We start from the raw sequence: 15,747 nt of genomic DNA on the forward strand, positions 1-15,747 counted from the left end.
ATGGCGGCGTCTCCTACTATCTCCTCCAGAAGCTCGAAATTGAGGACGTGCGCCTCGTCTATGCGCCCGCGCTCGGCATCGGCAACTTCGGCGGCCAAACGGAGAACTGGATGTGGCTGCGCCACACGGGCCACTTCGGCTTTTATCGCGCCTATGTCGCTCCTGATGATTCCTCCCGGCCATATGCGCGCGACAACGTGCCCTACCGGCCCAAGAACTGGCTGCGCATCGCCGCTGAAGGCGCCAGGATGGACATTCTGCTGAATTTTACCTGCGGCGCTGTTTCATGGACGCGCGCTTGGGCCCCCCATTTTCTATTGCCCGCCTCGGCTCATGCGGGGCGGGCTTCTTGGCGTTTTGGGAGATTTGTTCACCATGGTTCATAGTGGCGGCGCAACCGTCCGGCGAGCGCCTCACCTGAGGCTACATGGCGGCCGTGGAGATTGCCTCAGAAGCGGCGCCCAATCGGAAACCTTAGCACCTCCGCGTTTTGGCGTGGCTGCTTGAACTCTTCGACGGCAACCGCCTCAATCAACAAGTCCAAGGCTTCGCGTCCCCTTCGACTCATCGGGTCATCGCCACAAAGGTAGTCATACGCTCGATCTAAATGCACTCGGGCGGCGGAAAAATTGCTTGTCATAGGACCCTCTCTACCCGCCCGCATTGCCGTCTACGAGGTGAAGGTCGCGCCATCGTCAATATCTACAGACAAATTTGAATTAAATCGGAGATGATCGGGGGAGTAGCCAGGATTTCCCCCCACGGTGACTGAACCGGTCGACTTCGACGCCGAGGTTTCGGCATTCCTCGCGCGCCTGGAGGACAAAGTCCCCTGACATGATGCCGCCGTCCAGCCCGCCGGCGATCACTCGCTGGCGCTCGGTCGGATTCATAAATGCCGAGCACACCCCGTTCCGAGATCACCTCTGACCGGCGTCATTCGATGCGGACGCGGAACCGGCCCGATTTTGGCGGCGTAGAGCCAGAGGCGGCCGCCAGGTCCCAGGCCGGGTGGCTCCAAATCGCGCTAGGTCGTGTGGATCAGGTTTGTCCACACCACTTAGCTATACGGGGGGGCGATAATGCCATCGAAGAAGAAATGGCGCAGGTGTGGGGTATCGATCGTCAGAGCACCCAATCCCGCCCGCAACGCGGTTCGCAGCCATCTCGACCGATTGGTGGACTCCTGACTGCGGGATCTAAGGAGCTTTTCTTAGCCTATAGCTAAATGGAAAGGCGCCGATCCCCTCGATTGAGCAAACCTCGGCCCAACCTATTGGACTCCAGAGCGAAAAGAGGCGTGCGGCTCGAGCGAATTGCGAGGAAAAGGAAATGGCGCCTCGGCATGACTGACTCCGACTGCCTGAGCGCCGGCATCGCCTTTCAGTACGCGCAAGGGGAGCGTTCCGGTGGCCAGTGCTGCCTTGCTGGAACGGAGCAGGTGGGCTGTTCTAGCAACACGGTTTAGTGCCCGGGGTGCCAACGATGAACAAATGCGCAGGAACGCTCGATCGGGCGCCTTCGGCAGGCCTGAGACCCTACAACCTGTGCAAGTGCACAGGTAGCGAAGGTGAGCGCATTCAAGCACGTTTGAGTGTCGGCGCAATTTCCATGCCGACCACCAACGGAGATTTCTGCGATGACCAACAACATTCGACTAATGAAAGCGAGCGAGATTCCCGCCTTCGTCGACAAGATGATCGAGGCTGGCTGCGACATCTGCGCGATCGGTCACTTAGGCTATTCGGCAGGTGATGTTGACCGGAAGGTACCCTGGCGCAAGGTAAGAAGAATCGTAGAAGAGTTTGGCGATCGTGATCACCTGCTACCGGAGATCGTTGCCTATCTTCGCTCGATTGGCCGGTACATAGAACTCTCGTCGTCGACAAACGAGGGCCGGAGACCGCACAAAACAGGCACTCGAAGTTGGAACGTATAAAGGACGGGTCGGATACGATTGTCGAATCCGGCTCCTTCACCGACAATGACGAGCTGGACTTCGGGACCGGTATTGACGCCAACGAGCTGTGGTTTGCCCAACAGGGCAATAACCTCATCTTCTCGTACTGGGCACCACGGACAAGGGTCGGTCAATGACTGTTCGCCGGGCAATGTCGTCGAAACTATCAAGTCCGGCGACGGCAAGGTGCTTAGCCATTCCGACGTAGCAACTCTGGGTCGCGGCCATGGCTGGTGTCGATCCGGCAACGTCGCACACGGAATTCGGCATCCAACCAAAGATGCGCGGTTTGGCGACGCCTAGCAGGTTGGAACCATCCCTGCCGCAATGCAGCAGTCCTGGTCGCTGATGAAAACAAGTCCAAGATGCCCGGTGGTGCGCTTCCACCGCACCACCGGGATCTTTGCCGCAGCCAAATGCAGAGAATCCAGGCGCGCGCTGAAAATCGTGAGAAATTCGATTTGGATTATGACAGCTGATAAAATGACCGGATTCAATTTCGATATCAATCAGGGCCCTCCGCCGGGGGCTGTCGGCCCGCATCGCGCCTGACGGCGGCGCTATGCTGGTGCTCCTACGGCCGCCCTGTTGGCGAGGGCCTTCGGGTCATCGCACTGTCACGCTTCGGCTATCCGCCTTCCCCCTCATGCTCAGTCCTAATCGATGCGATGGACGCCCCCCGAACGGCATCGCGATGTGCTGTCGTTTCCGACGCTGAACCATAGTTCAAAATCCGATAACCGCAGTTTACTGAAAGAATCCACAACTTCGCAAGCTGCGGCAGGAAGAAAAAAGCAACACAGGCGAAACCGCCCGGTAGTTCCATAATATATGTTATGCAACTTTATAAGTATTGGCACTGGTTTCAGTGAGCGAATGCAGTTGCACCGCATCGAGGTCTTATCGAAGCTCATTGCTCAGGTCAATGTTACTTTAGATCCCCCCTGATCACTGATGAAACACCTAGAACCGGAAGTCGGTTACGCCGGAGTTTTCTGAAACGCCGGTGGCTGCTCGAGGTCAGACCATATCGGTTTTCGCTCGCGTTCCCTTCTCGGCTCACTCACCCCTTCCCTCTCGGCTCACTCACTTGTGCGGCATGCAATAGATGCCCTCGGATTCCATGAGTACCGCGCCGCCCTTTAACTCGCTCAATGCGCCGACCCAGGCTTCCGAATAAGTGCGGCTGGCATCCACGGCCGTCAGCCAAAGAACGCGATTGTCGGCCAGTTCGACTTTAACTTCCTGCTGCAAAGGGCTCCCCTGCACGGTCTGCTGATAGTGCCGTTTGATCCTGACATTGCTGGCCGGGAACTCAGCTTCGTTGCTGCCATAGTTCAGCACAAATCGAGTGTAGTCCTCAGCCACTGTGCAACTGCCGTCACGCTCACACACGATTTTTGCGGCGGTCTTGCAGTCCCATTTCAGTGAAGCGGGCCACATCGGATTGTCCGCGCTCGATCGCGGCTTGTCGCTCTGACCAGCCGCCGTCGAGACTGCCCATGTGCTCATTATCGCAGTCGACAGGAGAAGCGCCTTCAACACTTATTACCCTTCCCTGATCCAGTATTCGCATTGAGCTTTCGAAGCCATCGCTGTCGTCGGCGTGAATGAACCGGACAGAGACGTTTTGTGATCCTCACGGCGACTCGTCCTGCGTGATCACCTGGCTTATTGGCACGTTGAGATTGAACTGGCGTATGGCACGTTGAGATTGAACCAGCTTTTCTGGCGTAGGCCGTTCGCGTCGTCATACTCGATGAACCAGGGCTTTGCGCGCATCGGCCGAGAGATGGTGTAGTAGGTGGAGCCGTTACCAAGGGAATGCCCTCTATCGTTGCCCGTGATCTGGATTTTTGCCGTCACCAACTTACCGTTCATTTTGATCTGGGCCTGTCGAGATCCGTTGTCATGGTCTTGGCCGAGGCGACTATTCGTGAAAGTGACGGGCAGTGTGAGCCTGTCGGAGCTGATGCGGCAGATGTTCCGTTCTTGCCTCATTCCTGGCCGATCGGAGTCGTAGCTGCCAACTGCTTGCCAGCCAGAAGGACAATCCTCATACTTCTCGTATCTCGCGGCGCTGGAGTTGGCTTGCGGACAGGTCGGCCAGTTAAAACCCGGAGCTTTCATCGCCGCAATCAACTTGTAGATTGGCGGGTGGCAAGAAGGAGTGCCCTGCCAGTCACCGGACAGACAGAGGAGGACCTGACAGCCCCATTCCGATGCCTGTGATTGGGATGGAAGAGCTGCGGCGCCCGCGACGGCGGCTGCACCCACCAAGAGATATTTCAGTACGATCATAGCCTTTTCCTCGCGGCGGATTCTGATACTTTACTATGGATCATCCGCGCGAAAAAGGACAGATCGAGAAGGTAGGTTTGTGCGACTACATCGATTTATGAAACGAGACATCGCGGGCGTGGTCGACAACCCGTTGCGTGTCAACATTGCGACAACGCTGGAGCGGGAGAGAGCCAGGCGTGGCCTATCCCATATGCACATGGCCGAGCTGTTCCGGACTGTCGAGGGCGAAAGGCTCGCCTACCGGACCTACATCCAGACCGTGCGGCAGAAAAACAATGTCACCCTGACGACGTTGCAAATCATGGCAAGCGGCTTGCATGTGTCAGTTGCAGACCTGCTCGCGGGCGGAAAAAAACTTCCCGAATGGGCGCATCAGTTGGACGAGACTGCAATCCGCAAGCGTCTGGCGCACATCATCGACATTGAGCGAAAACGACGCACTTTGCTCCGCTATGAGATGGCCGAGCTCATAGGCGTGGCGGAGGCGACATTCATGAAATTGGAACGCGCAAGCGGTAATATCAGCGTCGACACAATTGCCGCGATCGCCAAGGCGTTGAAACTTGATCCAGCGACCTTCCTCTTTTCCGATAAGGTCCCGCCATCAACTGATCTACCTGTTTCTGACGCACCCGGAGGCGTAGATTCTCATTTCAGAGAGCCGTAAACTTCCAGCGTCATCATCCGTCTAAGCTGGGCTACACCGAATGGCTGGCAGGTTTTCGCCGTGATAGCGCATACCGGTGCAATTCAGGTGAAAATGGAGCAGAGCTGAGAGCTCACAGCTAGCCGCCCCACGAGTGTTCCTTTGTTCGCCCGTACCTGCGGCACGATTGCCAAAAAGTGGCTGCGGCGGAAGCCAGGGGAATTCTGACCTGTACAGTTGTGCCGACACCATGAGCACTCTTGATGATGAGCATTCCGTTCAGCGTCGAGACCATCTGAGAACATGCGGTCAGGCCAAGGCCAGTATGATTCCCGGCTCGCGTTGAAAAGAAGGGAGTAGTTGCTTTTGCAACGATTGCAGGTGGCATGCCTGAGCCCTCGTCGGCCACTTCAAGCACGAGGTAAGTGCGCGGGAAAAAGGGGCGCCGCTTGACTGTCGCGGAGATGAGAACTCGGGCGTTTTTGGCGCTCGACGAAGCGGCCAGCGCGTTTTCTATCAGCTCATTCACCACCAACCGTAACGGCGTCGCCGGGACGGGTAGCAAGCGCGCTTTGGAATCGACCGAGACTTGCACCAAACTGCCGCGATCCTGCGTAAGATCCTCGAGCAGTCGGCCGAGCGACATAGTGCTGGAATCTTGTGGTGCATAGGCGATCTGAAGCACACTGTTGGTGATCGATTCCAGTTCGGTCGCAGCACTGCGCGCAGCCTCAAGCATTTCGCCGCTCGGCTGCTTGTCTGGTTGTGCGTGCTCAAGGAACAGCCTCAAGGCTGTAACCCGCGATCGGGTCATATGCGCAAAGAGCGAAGCGAACGAGCGCATATGCTGGTCACGGCGATTGGCTAAAGCATAACGCTGATGGATAACGAGATAGAAGGTAGCACCCAGGCCAAGTGCGATGGCGAAGATGAACCAGTTGCGCGAGGCCGCAATGTCGATACTGGCGGTCTGCTGCAAGGTGGCGCTGTGATCAACGGTAGAGCTGGAAATCTCGTAAATTGACTGTTCCAGCTTGGCCATCTCGGCAATGGCTTGGGTGTAGTTTCTACGCGCTGACACAAGAGGTGCAATTCTCTGTTCGAGGGTCAGGCGAATCCGACCCAGGAGTTCGGCGTCATGGTCGGGAAAAAACCGGTTCAGATAGGGCAGGTTTTCCAACTGCGCGACGTTGACGCTCACCAGCGCCATTTGTCGATCGATGTCCGCATCAAGCTTGCCCGTCTCGTCGGCGATGCGAAGATAACCATAGACTCGCAAAAGACGCTCGCGAATCTGTGCCGCACGCCACTGAATCTCGAAGGTCTGATTGAGGATGGCATCAGTCTCCTGACGATAGCGGTTCGATTGGATGAACGTCCACGCACTCAGGCCAAGCGCCGCAGCCATACCGAGATACGGCAGAACAGTGAACAAACGGCCGTTGAAGAACTTCATTGCGTGGCGCGCAGGATGACTGGGAAAAATACCCAGATCGAGTTTCTTGCGGGAACGTAGGAGGCGGGCAGCTGGTCGAAGGGCCAAACGATGAAGATGGGGCCTTTCTCTACCATGCTGATCGGGCGGAAATCCTGACCCGGCAGGCAATGTGAACCGGCCTTGTCGTTCTCGTTGCAACGACGCTCGATCGCCAAGATCGGATTATAGGACCGGATTTCGTCCATATGAATATCGGAAACGAAGTTGTCATAGGCGACAACTTTCACCTCCTGCGCGGCGGTGATTCCGGCCTTGGCAAGCACATTTGCAAGCAGTGGCCCGCGATATTCTATTTTCTCGTTGTTGCTCGTCCAGGGCGTACGCGTGTCATAGGTCTGTTGCGGAAACTCTGCCCGCAGCTGCTTTACCGAAAAGATGGCGACGGTCTTGCCGCTGGCGTCTTGAACCGACACTTCGTTGGGATCGAGGGGAATTTCCTCGGCGGCGCTGGCGAGCGGAAGGGACAGGGCAAACATGACGGCGAGAGCATTACGCAACATCTTCCACATCCTCGTATTCGCGGGGTCCATCGTTCTTGGCGAAGAGCACGCAAGGTCCTCGGGAGCCCCGCGGATCGTAGGCAAATCCCTTTTCTGCTAGGGCAAGCGTGATGTTGCGGACGCCGTCAAGGCCATAGAGATGATCGTGCAGCTCAAGAAAAATGCGCTCGACGCCGGGCAGCTCGGCATCCTGCAGAAGTTCTTTCTCAGCACCTTCAATGTCCATGACGAGGGCGTTTATTTGATGATCGGTGATGAAACGATCGACGTCGGCCGAGACGATCGAAAGTTCGCGCTCATATGGTCCTTGGTCTTTGTCCGTGGAAGACATCCAAAGGTCCCGGCGAACGTAGAAGGTGAAGGACCGCGGCGGGCCTGCTGTGAGGATACCCTGGGAATATGTGACATTGTCGAGATCGTTGGCCGCTATCACGCGCTTCGCTAGTTCCGCTGTTGCGGGATTTGCTTCAAAAGCCCACACCTGAACGCCGGGGATTTTCGCAATCAGTGCGGTGATGATGCCGATACCGGACCCTAGCTCCAGTACGCGATCGCGCGCCTTGACTGCCCTGAAAATCCACTTCGCTTCCTTCGCCTCATAGCTCTGGCTTTGAAGCGCTCGCCAGATGACCGGCGAGACATCCTGCGGTTCCACGGGAACCTTGATCCCATGTACGGTTAGAGAAGCCATCGCGATCACAGCCCCTGTGGTAGCGGATGACCTTGCCTCATGAGTTTGGCCCGGGCCTGCTTGTAGTACCTTTCGGCAGAGCCGGCATCGATGCCCAGCCGCTCTGACATGAGGGCGAAAATCTCTTTCCGTTTCACGCCAGGCGCGCGGCGGGCCATCATGTCGATGATTTCATGCTCGCGAGGCGTCAGAACGGAAAAGCGATAGTCGGGCCTTGTCATGGCGACTCGCGAAAGGCGCAGGGAGAAGCCCTTGGATGAAATGTCCTCGAGCACGTCGCTGAAAACGCCGGGCGCAAGGCCGGTTTTGCCGAGATAAGCTGCGGCGCCGATCTGCTGGAAGCCTTCGGCCTCGGTTCGATTGTCAGAGCCGGTGACGACGATATGGATGGCGCTCGCAGAGGCTTCCATGATTTTGTCGACGACAGAAACCCGAGCAGTTTCTGACGTGGGATCAAATCCGGGCAAGCCGGGATCAATTACGATGAGATCAAATTGGATGTTTTGAAGCTCTCTGGTCGCAATCTCCAAGGTTTCGGCACCTACAACGATGCAGTCATGGAAGCTTGCTTGCACTTCGTTCATTAATGCCAGACGCATAAGCGTCTGGTCTTCAACCACCAGGGCACGAAACATTAGAAGCCAATCCTTCTACGCAGGCACCCCCGCCCGGTCTTAGAATCGTCGCTTCAAAATAGGGATGATGCCATCCCTATTTTTCCTTACCTCCCGAGGTATCAGTATGTGACCAATGTACGCCAGGAGGAGGACGATGGCTATTCAACTGGTCTGCAGCAACGGACAAATGGAACCGGCTGAAGGTGTCGCGAATCTTATTGCGGCACATCGTCAGAGCCTGGCCATGCTCGAATATCTCGGCAGGCGATTGATGGAAGCTGAAGGGGCGGACGCGGCCTTGCTGGGTCAGAGGATGGACGCGGTTATGGCGCAAGAGGCCGCGGCACGAAGGAGAGCCGCCATCGCTCCAGTAGCCACTGTCGCGGATATGAAAATGAAGGCAGCTTATTTCCAACGGTTGATGGGTCATGGCTGGTGCGAAATTGACGTTGAGGATTTGCAGGCGGTGCTCGGTTCTTTCACGAAACTGCAATCCTAAGAGAAGAGTGCCGAAAGCCATGCTGTGATGGCGTGCCAGGCGGCATAAACTCCCGCGGGGACCAAGATAATAGCGATGAATGCGACGGCATCGCCAATTGAGCGGTCGGTGCGTCCTTGCACCGGATATCCATGGTAATGGTTGTGGGCGTCGTCATCGCGGCTCATCATTATCTCTCCGATATGCGTTTCAGCAGCATTTGTACTGGGTGCTGAAACGTTGTGTTCCACAATCCTCTGCGCTTCGACTTCGCATCCAATTCGGCAACTAGGTAATTGCCGTTGACTGCCTTGCCTTTTACCGTCGTCGCCGCAAAAGCATATCCCGTCGAGATGAGGGCCGTTCCGACGTCGATTGTTTCGCCGTTCAACTGCGCTCCGCATATGACAAAAGCCGCCTCGTCGAGCGCGTAGCCGATTGGCTGGCAGGTGATTGCCGTGCCGTCAAACAGCGCGGCCAAGTGCGCCAGCGATGCGTTGCCGCAATCAATTTTCCTGCCGCCGGCCTCCTCTGCGATTGTCCCTCGTAAACACGATTGGACCCCATAGAGATGGAACAGGCGGTCTCCATCGCGCCATGTGTCGCCGGTTAGCAGTTGAGCCGACTTCGATACTTGGAACGGAGTCGGTTCGGTGGAAGCATTGCTCTCCTGTGCGTGAGCCGATGCGGATAGTGCAACGGCAATGGCTGCGAGGCTGAACCTTCTCATTTTTGGAACTGCTCGCCCAGTTCGCCCGAATGTTCCAGATCGGGGCGCAGAGATTTGCCATCCTTGTTACCAATCGCCGCCATGTCGAAAAAGACCATTTCGTCATCATCATAGGCGACCGTGTACGGATCGTTTGCATCGCCTGCACCGACGAGGGAGAAGCACGACACGGCGTCGGGTTCATCCTTCTTGCTTTGCAAAACAAGCGTCTTGCAAAGAACGACAGATGCACGGTGGTTGTAGATCCGCTCTTCGTAATCTTGCGCGGCTTTCGTGCAGTCCCATTCTTCGGCTTTATATGTGATTTTTGGCTTTGGGCACGCTGTGAGGCCGCGCAGCCGATACGTCGCGCCGTTGATAACGCGCTCAGTAGCCGACTTCACCCTCACCGGCATCTTCAAGGCGGTAACGTCACGCCGATAAAGCGCGCCCTTGGCGTCGTAGCGCTCATAGACAAAGACCTTCTCGCCAGGCTTCGAGAACTGAAGCAAGTAGTCCTTCGATGGCTCATCGAAGGCATTCGGGGCGCTCGCGGCGGCTGCGAAACCCACGGTGCTTTGGAGCAGCAAGGCGACGAATATGGCTGTCTGTTTCATCGGATTTCCGTTCTCGTCACGCTTATCGATTGACACTTTACTAGGGCAGAGTGTAGCCATAGTAAAGTGTCAAATTGTGGCAAGCCAATGATTCGACCTCTCCTGACAATATCGCTTTGCGGTGCCATAGCGCCTTTCACGGCGCTGGCTCAGGACATGGCATCAGAGCGCGTTGCGGTCGCCTTTGCAACGCCGGCGAAAGCTGTGGCGGCAACCGGTATAGATCGCTCCGGAGCTTGTGAGGGTGGCAACCGTGCACAGATCGCGAGCCTTGTGCGCTCAATAGCGGCTGAACAAGGATTTGACGCCGATCTGGCCGAAGCAATTGCATGGGCCGAAAGCGATCTTGGTGCCAACCAGGGTCCGTCAAAAGCCGGGGCCTTGGGAATCATGCAGCTGATGCCAGGAACGGCCTCCGATCTCGGCGTGACAAACCCCTGCGATACACGGGCAAATGTCCGGGCTGGTATCCGGTATCTGAAGTCACTGTACGACCAGTTCAAAGATCCGCTGCTGATGCTCGCGGCCTACAACGCCGGGGCCAACAACGTCTACAAGGCGAAGGGCATTCCGGTGAATCCGGAGACGGCAGAATACATCGTGAAAATATTGAACCGCTGGAAGTTCGGCGGTGTCGTCAAAAAATCCACCCTACCCAAATTGGAAACGCTCGCGGCCGCTCCGCCAGCGAGCGAGGACACTTGGAAGGATGGTCATGTCATGGATTTCGGCAACTGAAAGGAGCCAAGGGTGGAATACAGGAAAGCGGGTAAATTCGCCCTGAAGCTGGCCTTGGCCTCGGCGGTCGGAATAGCTCTCGCGCCGGCCACTGCGTATGCCCAGTCGGCGGCGCCAGTCGAAAATGTGATGGAGTGGTTTGTCGGCGTTCTGCAAGGCAACATAGCGCGCTCATTTGCCATCATCGCGGTCTGTTTTTTTGGCTTCGTCGCGATGACGGGCCGGCTGGCGTGGATGACGGCGTTTTCCATCATCATCGGCATCGCTCTGATCTTCGGCGCCGCCCAACTGGTCGATTCTGTTCGCGCGACGGCGGGAGGCAGCTGAGACATGGACGACGAGGAGGTCTATGTCGAGCCGGTCAGCCTGCCACTGACACGCCCGCCGATGAAATGGGGGGTGCGCTATGAGGTTTTTGCACTAAACGGCATCCTGGCGGTGATCGGCTTTATCGCCACGAGCAGCTTCATGCTCGGCCTTGGCGTGTTCGGCGTGGTGCATCTGGTCAGCGCATATCTGTGCCAGCGCGACCCGTACATGTTTCATGTTTTCGAGCGGCACATCTCCAAACGGGGAGCGGTGGCGAACCTTACTTTCTGGGGCGCGAGGAGCTATTCGCCATGAGCCTCGATGCCGACCTGAAATTTGGCCGTGAGCGGCGGCGTGAAAAGCCCGCGGCGATGCACATCCCCTATCTTCGCCATGTCGATGACAATCTGATCGTGACGAAGAGCGGCTTTCTCGTCGGCGTCATCCAGCTCAGTGGCCTGCCGTTCCAGACGATGGACCAAGCCGAGTTGAACGGCCGAATGTTCAACCGCAACACCACGTTCCGCAATCTCTCGACCTCTCGATTTGCGGTCTACACAACGATCATCCGCCGCCACGTGACGCCCGAGATCGAAGGCGACTTTGACAATCCTTTCGTGGCCGAGCTCGACGCCCGCTACATGGATCAGCTTGGGGCGAAAAACCTTTTCGTCAACGAGGCGTATCTGGCGGTCATACGCCGACCGATGGTCGGCCGCGTCGGCTGGGTGGACAAGGCGCTCAACGCGTTCCGCATCAGTACCGCAGGCGAAGAAACCCGCGAAGAGGCGATAGCCGAACTGCACGACGTTCTCGACGGCGTCGCCAAGGATTTTACCGCTTATGGTGCGCGTCTTCTCGGTGTCGTGAAGCGCCGCAATAGCTTCTTTTCCGAGCCTGCGGAATTTTTGGCGAAGATCCTCGCGGGCGGCGTCGACGTGGAAATGCCTTTGCCGCGCATGAGCCTTGGCGATGTGCTGGCGACGCGGCAGCTGTTTTTCGGAAAGTCCGCGCTGGAACTTCGCGGGCCGGACGCTGGCAAGCTCGGCGCCATGGTGTCAATCAAGGAATACCCTCCGTTCACCGCTCCCGGCTCATTGGACGGTCTCTTGCGCCTGCCACATGAGTTCGTCCTGACGCAGAGTTTTGCGATCGAAGACCGTGTCACCGCGATGCGCAGGATCCACACCATCGCCAACCAGGTTGAGGGCTCGGACGAGGCGGGCACGACGGTCGAGGAGTCCGTCCACGATGGCGCCGACAAGCTGGCCGGTGGCGAAGTCGTCTTCGGACAACATCACATGAGCGTCATGGCCTTGGCACCGGTCATGAGTGGGCTCAACCGCGCGCTATCAGACATCACGGCCGAGCTTTCGCGCATGTCGATCGTGCCGGTTCGCGAGACACTGAACACGGAACTCGCCTTCTGGGCGCAATTGCCGGGAAATTTCAGCTACATCGCGCGACGCGCTTTGATCTCGTCCCTTAACTTCGCAGGCCTTTTCTCAGGACATAATTTCCCGTCCGGCCAACGTGAGCGGCTTCATTGGAAACGCCCCATCGCTTTGCTCGAAACGACCAGCCAGACGGCCTACTATTTCAATTTCCACGTTCACGATGTCGGGCACTTCACGGTGTTCGGCCCGACCGGCTCGGGCAAGACCGTGGTGCTGTCGTTCCTGATGGCGCAGGCCATGCGCATCATGCCGCGGCCGCGATGTGTATATTTCGACTATATGCGCGGTGCTGAAATTTTCGTTCGAGCGCTCGGCGGTCGCTACGAGGTGATGGAACCTTCCCAGCCGACAGGGTTCGCGCCATTGCAGCTCGAGGACACGGCAGAAAACCGTTCTTTCCTGGAAGATTTGCTCATCTACATTTTGACGCCGGAAGGTGGCGCGCTGGACGTGGCGGAGATGCGCGTCATCAACGCCGCCGTCGACATGATCTACAAGATTCCGCGCGAACAGCGGACCTTCGACCTGCTGCCGGAAGTGCTGCGGGGCTCGCTCACGCCTGGTATGAATGATCTGGCCGCGCGGATACAACCCTGGCTCGACCCGAAGGACAAGGGCTGGCTTTTCAACAATCCCGTCGATCTGGTGGATTTCTCGAAACCCGTTGTCGGGTTCGACATGACTAAGATCCTGGGCGACCAAAAGCTGCGCTCGGCGGCGTTGCTCTACATCTTCCACCGTCTTGAGGACGTCATCAACGGCTCGCCGATCATGCTTTTCCTCGATGAAGGCTGGAAGCTGTTGGACGACGAGGTTTTGGCCGCCTTCATCAACGAGACGCTGAAGACCATTCGTCGCCGCAACGGCGTCGTCGGCTTTGGCACGCAGACAGCGGAAGACGTCGTCAATTCCTCGATCTCGTCGTCGCTGATCGAGCAAACGAAGACCAACATTTTCTTCCCCAACCCGAAGGCAAGCAAGGAGTCCTACATGGAGCGCTTCTCGCTGACGGCGAAGGAATTCGAGTTCGTGCGCCGAACCGCCAAGGAAACTCGCACCTTCCTCGTCAAGCACGACAGCGACTCGATCGTCGCCAAGCTCGATTTGTCGGCGATGCCCGATCTCATCAAGGTCTTGTCCTCGAACGAAGCCAACAGCAAGGAATGCGCACGGCTCCGGGAGACCTTCGGCGACGAGCCGGAGATGTGGCTGCCATACTTCTGCGGATGGGAGAACGAGCATGACGAAGCGGCTTAGCAGCGCTTGTCTGGCCGTGGTTCTCGCGACGGCGGAAAGCATGAGAGTGGCTGTCGCTCAGATCGCGGTGATCGACGATTCGAGCCTCGACAAGCGGCAAGAGGACAAGCAGCACAGCACGAAGTCGGATGAGGCCAAGAAGGACGAAACCGACAGGAAGAAAAGCATCGTCTGCACCTATTCGAACAAATACCGCTCACAGATGTTTCGCCGGTCGCCGGCCGAAGCGTTGCAGCGCGACGCGGGCAACGTGAAGATGATTCGCTATTATGCGCAAAAGTACGGCGTGCCCGAAGGCCTGGCGCTCTCCGTCGCCTATCAGGAATCGCGCTTCGACACATGCGCCGGGAGCCACACCGGCGTCAAAGGGGTCATGCAACTGACCAAGGGCACCGGCAAGTCCATGGGACTGGACCGCGACGTGAACGAGCAGAATGTCGAAGGTGGTGTCAAATATCTCGGGATGGGCGTGAAGCAATGCGGGGCGACGAATTACAGCTGTCTCGCCTCCTTCTACAACGGATCGAACGCAGGCGAGCAAAACCAATGGGCCGGCGGCGTCGGCCGTTGGAATAGTTACTTCAACGAATATGTATCGAGCGGCAAGGCTCCGGCCGCATCGCCGCCACTATTCTCGATCGTAACGGCCGACGGCGCAGGCGGCGCGGCCCAGGACGCGGCCATGGGCACGATCAGGAAGGCGGCTGGCGGGCTTGATGCAAGCTCATCGCAAATGGGCGCCAACGACGCGGCGATCGACGCGCTGACGGGCACCGTTGGCCAGGTGACCGAATACAAGGACGCTTGGGAGCTGAACTCGTCGGCTCGTGGGATCAACGCCGGCGTCACCAATCAGTATCTCGCCCAGGCGGGCGACTTCACGGCGTTGCTGGCTCAACTTCTCTCGGTGCAGAACGTTCAGGCATCGCAATCGGCCAAGTTGGTGCAACAACCGAAGAGCGGTTCTCCAAACCCGTTCTCTTGTGATCCCGCGGAACTGGAACGGCTTAAGATTGATCGCGGCCAGTGGCTACCATGCGCACTTGAGAACGCGAGGGCAAGCTCGGCGGACAGCCGCTCGATGATCATTACCACCGACCCTATTGGCGCTGCCGGCGTCATCGATTCTCTACAGCAATAGGAGGCTCACATGAAGAAATGCGCGATTGCGGCCAGTCTGGCGCTTTGGGCAAGCACGGCCCATGCACAGATTGCCGTCATTGATGGCGCCAATCTCGATGTAGCCCGCAAGAATGCGGAGAACACCAACTCCATCATGGACTCGAACAAGGATATTCTGAAAAAGAGCGAAGAGATCCTGCAGGCTCTCAGCGGCAGTCGTGACGGTTCGCTCGGCATTGGGCAAATGGGCCTCGGCGGCAACATGTCGATCGCCCAGGCGCCGTCGTTCGGATCGATCCTGAACGGCGGGGCTCTTTCGTTTGGTGGCCTGTCGCCCGAAATCCAGAAAATCGCCGGCGCCCTCATCAACGGGCTGCAGCTGGTGAAGCAGCTCCAGCAGATTGCCGGCAAGGAGACCAGCGCCGTCAACACGGCCTATGGCGGCAGCGTCAATGTGGCCTCGCTGCTAAGCGCATTGACCTCGCAGGCTTCCCAGGGCGTTACCCAGCGCCAACAGTCTCTGCAGTCAGCGAGCGGCCAGATCGGGCAGTCGCAGGACGTCAAGGGTTCGGTGGACCAGAACACACGAATGCAGCTGGAAAACGCGCGCGCGGTCAACGAATTGATCGGCGTCCAGAACGGTGCGGTCGCGGCCCTGAATGAGAAGCTGAAGGGAGATCTTCTTCGCCAGAGCCAGGTGCAGAAGATGATGACGCCGCGCAACGTCAATCCGTTCGCGGACTTTGGCAAGAGCGGAGGCTAGCACTTGTCGAGGCGGCTGTTGCGCACATGCCTTGTGATTGGGGTCGGAGCCGTGCTTTTCGGTTGCGCAAAACGTGAACTC

Annotated in this window: 21 protein-coding genes; 10 read left to right on the plus strand and 11 right to left on the minus strand. The window is 57.7% G+C overall.

Annotated elements, in window-relative coordinates; translation table 11 throughout:
* Positions 1-386, plus strand: a 386-nt coding sequence (locus tag NKI08_RS29545; RefSeq protein WP_352774497.1) for a S46 family peptidase, incomplete at its 5' end; no start/stop codon positions are given.
* Between the two features lie 62 nt (positions 387-448).
* Here NKI08_RS29545 and NKI08_RS29550 read toward each other — a convergent pair.
* A complete protein-coding gene (locus NKI08_RS29550) occupies positions 449-640 on the minus strand; it encodes a hypothetical protein (RefSeq protein WP_352509872.1) in 192 nt (63 codons plus the stop codon).
* Positions 641-1,639: 999 nt separating this feature from the next.
* Between NKI08_RS29550 and NKI08_RS29555 the strand changes: the two genes are divergently transcribed.
* Entirely contained in the window at positions 1,640-1,939 is a 300-nt protein-coding gene (locus NKI08_RS29555; RefSeq protein ID WP_352509870.1) for a Y4lK-related protein, read from the plus strand.
* 320 nt (positions 1,940-2,259) lie between these two features.
* On the opposite strand, the gene NKI08_RS29560 is transcribed toward NKI08_RS29555, so the two are convergent.
* From NKI08_RS29560 to NKI08_RS29570, 3 genes are all read right to left on the minus strand, one after another.
* Positions 2,260-2,469, minus strand: a complete 210-nt coding sequence (locus NKI08_RS29560) for a hypothetical protein (RefSeq protein WP_352707231.1) — start codon at positions 2,467-2,469, stop codon at positions 2,260-2,262.
* Between the two features lie 577 nt (positions 2,470-3,046).
* Positions 3,047-3,505 carry a hypothetical protein gene (locus NKI08_RS29565; RefSeq protein WP_352774500.1) on the minus strand — a complete coding sequence of 153 codons (459 nt, stop codon included), beginning with the start codon at positions 3,503-3,505 and terminating at the stop codon, positions 3,047-3,049.
* Between the two features lie 126 nt (positions 3,506-3,631).
* Positions 3,632-4,261: a hypothetical protein gene (locus NKI08_RS29570; protein WP_352774502.1), complete on the minus strand. Its 630-nt coding sequence runs from the start codon at positions 4,259-4,261 to the stop codon at positions 3,632-3,634.
* Between the two features lie 97 nt (positions 4,262-4,358).
* Here NKI08_RS29570 and NKI08_RS29575 point away from each other — a divergent pair, with 97 nt between their 5' ends.
* On the plus strand, positions 4,359-4,931 hold the full coding sequence (locus NKI08_RS29575) for a helix-turn-helix domain-containing protein (protein WP_352707223.1): 573 nt from the start codon (positions 4,359-4,361) through the stop codon (positions 4,929-4,931).
* A 118-nt stretch (positions 4,932-5,049) separates the two neighbouring features.
* Here the strand turns inward: NKI08_RS29575 and NKI08_RS29580 are convergent, their stop codons facing one another.
* The 4 genes from NKI08_RS29580 to NKI08_RS29595 are packed head-to-tail and all read right to left on the minus strand — an operon-like array spanning position 5,050 to position 8,234.
* On the minus strand, positions 5,050-6,366 hold the full coding sequence (locus NKI08_RS29580; RefSeq protein WP_352774505.1) for a sensor histidine kinase: 1,317 nt from the start codon (positions 6,364-6,366) through the stop codon (positions 5,050-5,052).
* Entirely contained in the window at positions 6,363-6,917 is a 555-nt protein-coding gene (locus tag NKI08_RS29585) for a putative pterin-binding protein (protein WP_352707219.1), read from the minus strand. The genes NKI08_RS29580 and NKI08_RS29585 overlap by 4 nt, the downstream gene beginning before the upstream one ends.
* Entirely contained in the window at positions 6,898-7,599 is a 702-nt protein-coding gene (locus NKI08_RS29590; RefSeq protein ID WP_352707217.1) for an FkbM family methyltransferase, read from the minus strand. Before NKI08_RS29590 ends, NKI08_RS29585 begins: the two co-directional genes overlap by 20 nt.
* A gap of 5 nt (positions 7,600-7,604) precedes the next feature.
* Positions 7,605-8,234 (minus strand): DNA-binding response regulator, encoded by a 630-nt coding sequence (locus tag NKI08_RS29595; protein WP_352707215.1) that lies wholly within the window; start codon positions 8,232-8,234, stop codon positions 7,605-7,607.
* A gap of 136 nt (positions 8,235-8,370) precedes the next feature.
* On the opposite strand from NKI08_RS29595, the gene NKI08_RS29600 reads away from it, so the two are divergent.
* A complete protein-coding gene (locus NKI08_RS29600; protein ID WP_352774507.1) occupies positions 8,371-8,715 on the plus strand; it encodes a hypothetical protein in 345 nt (114 codons plus the stop codon).
* On the opposite strand, the gene NKI08_RS29605 is transcribed toward NKI08_RS29600, so the two are convergent.
* The 3 genes from NKI08_RS29605 to NKI08_RS29615 are packed head-to-tail and all read right to left on the minus strand — an operon-like array spanning position 8,712 to position 10,020.
* Complete coding sequence (locus NKI08_RS29605; RefSeq protein WP_352707212.1) at positions 8,712-8,882, minus strand: hypothetical protein; 171 nt, start codon at positions 8,880-8,882, stop codon at positions 8,712-8,714. The two genes, NKI08_RS29600 and NKI08_RS29605, sit on opposite strands and share 4 nt — an antisense overlap.
* A gap of 2 nt (positions 8,883-8,884) precedes the next feature.
* A complete protein-coding gene (locus tag NKI08_RS29610) occupies positions 8,885-9,424 on the minus strand; it encodes a thermonuclease family protein (RefSeq protein ID WP_352707210.1) in 540 nt (179 codons plus the stop codon).
* Positions 9,421-10,020 (minus strand): hypothetical protein, encoded by a 600-nt coding sequence (locus NKI08_RS29615; protein ID WP_352774508.1) that lies wholly within the window; start codon positions 10,018-10,020, stop codon positions 9,421-9,423. Before NKI08_RS29615 ends, NKI08_RS29610 begins: the two co-directional genes overlap by 4 nt.
* Before the next feature lie 156 nt (positions 10,021-10,176).
* On the opposite strand from NKI08_RS29615, the gene NKI08_RS29620 reads away from it, so the two are divergent.
* Genes NKI08_RS29620 through NKI08_RS29645 form a run of 6 tightly spaced genes read left to right on the plus strand, consistent with a single transcriptional unit; the run spans position 10,177 to position 15,666 of the window.
* Complete coding sequence (locus NKI08_RS29620; RefSeq protein ID WP_352774510.1) at positions 10,177-10,758, plus strand: lytic transglycosylase domain-containing protein; 582 nt, start codon at positions 10,177-10,179, stop codon at positions 10,756-10,758.
* A gap of 12 nt (positions 10,759-10,770) precedes the next feature.
* Positions 10,771-11,085, plus strand: coding sequence for a TrbC/VirB2 family type IV secretion system protein (locus NKI08_RS29625; RefSeq protein ID WP_352707203.1), 315 nt, complete (start codon positions 10,771-10,773; stop codon positions 11,083-11,085).
* A gap of 3 nt (positions 11,086-11,088) precedes the next feature.
* The gene (locus NKI08_RS29630) at positions 11,089-11,382 is read left to right on the plus strand and encodes a VirB3 family type IV secretion system protein (RefSeq protein ID WP_352707200.1); all 294 of its coding nucleotides are present in this window, start codon (positions 11,089-11,091) and stop codon (positions 11,380-11,382) included.
* Positions 11,379-13,781 (plus strand): VirB4 family type IV secretion/conjugal transfer ATPase, encoded by a 2,403-nt coding sequence (locus NKI08_RS29635; protein ID WP_352774511.1) that lies wholly within the window; start codon positions 11,379-11,381, stop codon positions 13,779-13,781. Before NKI08_RS29630 ends, NKI08_RS29635 begins: the two co-directional genes overlap by 4 nt.
* The gene (locus NKI08_RS29640) at positions 13,765-14,922 is read left to right on the plus strand and encodes a transglycosylase SLT domain-containing protein (RefSeq protein ID WP_352774513.1); all 1,158 of its coding nucleotides are present in this window, start codon (positions 13,765-13,767) and stop codon (positions 14,920-14,922) included. Before NKI08_RS29635 ends, NKI08_RS29640 begins: the two co-directional genes overlap by 17 nt.
* Positions 14,923-14,931: 9 nt before the next feature.
* A complete protein-coding gene (locus NKI08_RS29645) occupies positions 14,932-15,666 on the plus strand; it encodes a type IV secretion system protein (protein WP_352774515.1) in 735 nt (244 codons plus the stop codon).
* Positions 15,667-15,747: the final 81 nt, after the last annotated feature.

Origin of the sequence: Mesorhizobium sp. M0768, from assembly GCF_040320195.1 — a bacterium.
Classification (GTDB): Bacteria; Pseudomonadota; Alphaproteobacteria; order Rhizobiales; family Rhizobiaceae; genus Mesorhizobium.

What these genes read in the sequence shown, in the direction of transcription:
- NKI08_RS29610 (WP_352707210.1), bottom strand. Translation starts at nt 9,424, where the DNA reads ATGAGAAGGTTCAGCCTCGCAGCCATTGCCGTTGCACTATCCGCATCG.
- NKI08_RS29550 (WP_352509872.1), bottom strand. Translation starts at nt 640, where the DNA reads ATGACAAGCAATTTTTCCGCCGCCCGAGTGCATTTAGATCGAGCGTAT.
- NKI08_RS29640 (WP_352774513.1), top strand. Translation starts at nt 13,765, where the DNA reads ATGACGAAGCGGCTTAGCAGCGCTTGTCTGGCCGTGGTTCTCGCGACG.
- NKI08_RS29555 (WP_352509870.1), top strand. Translation starts at nt 1,640, where the DNA reads ATGACCAACAACATTCGACTAATGAAAGCGAGCGAGATTCCCGCCTTC.
- NKI08_RS29575 (WP_352707223.1), top strand. Translation starts at nt 4,359, where the DNA reads ATGAAACGAGACATCGCGGGCGTGGTCGACAACCCGTTGCGTGTCAAC.
- NKI08_RS29585 (WP_352707219.1), bottom strand. Translation starts at nt 6,917, where the DNA reads ATGTGGAAGATGTTGCGTAATGCTCTCGCCGTCATGTTTGCCCTGTCC.
- NKI08_RS29615 (WP_352774508.1), bottom strand. Translation starts at nt 10,020, where the DNA reads ATGAAACAGACAGCCATATTCGTCGCCTTGCTGCTCCAAAGCACCGTG.
- NKI08_RS29620 (WP_352774510.1), top strand. Translation starts at nt 10,177, where the DNA reads ATGGCATCAGAGCGCGTTGCGGTCGCCTTTGCAACGCCGGCGAAAGCT.
- NKI08_RS29605 (WP_352707212.1), bottom strand. Translation starts at nt 8,882, where the DNA reads ATGAGCCGCGATGACGACGCCCACAACCATTACCATGGATATCCGGTG.
- NKI08_RS29630 (WP_352707200.1), top strand. Translation starts at nt 11,089, where the DNA reads ATGGACGACGAGGAGGTCTATGTCGAGCCGGTCAGCCTGCCACTGACA.
- NKI08_RS29590 (WP_352707217.1), bottom strand. Translation starts at nt 7,599, where the DNA reads ATGGCTTCTCTAACCGTACATGGGATCAAGGTTCCCGTGGAACCGCAG.
- NKI08_RS29645 (WP_352774515.1), top strand. Translation starts at nt 14,932, where the DNA reads ATGAAGAAATGCGCGATTGCGGCCAGTCTGGCGCTTTGGGCAAGCACG.
- NKI08_RS29570 (WP_352774502.1), bottom strand. Translation starts at nt 4,261, where the DNA reads ATGATCGTACTGAAATATCTCTTGGTGGGTGCAGCCGCCGTCGCGGGC.
- NKI08_RS29635 (WP_352774511.1), top strand. Translation starts at nt 11,379, where the DNA reads ATGAGCCTCGATGCCGACCTGAAATTTGGCCGTGAGCGGCGGCGTGAA.
- NKI08_RS29595 (WP_352707215.1), bottom strand. Translation starts at nt 8,234, where the DNA reads ATGTTTCGTGCCCTGGTGGTTGAAGACCAGACGCTTATGCGTCTGGCA.
- NKI08_RS29580 (WP_352774505.1), bottom strand. Translation starts at nt 6,366, where the DNA reads ATGAAGTTCTTCAACGGCCGTTTGTTCACTGTTCTGCCGTATCTCGGT.
- NKI08_RS29600 (WP_352774507.1), top strand. Translation starts at nt 8,371, where the DNA reads ATGGCTATTCAACTGGTCTGCAGCAACGGACAAATGGAACCGGCTGAA.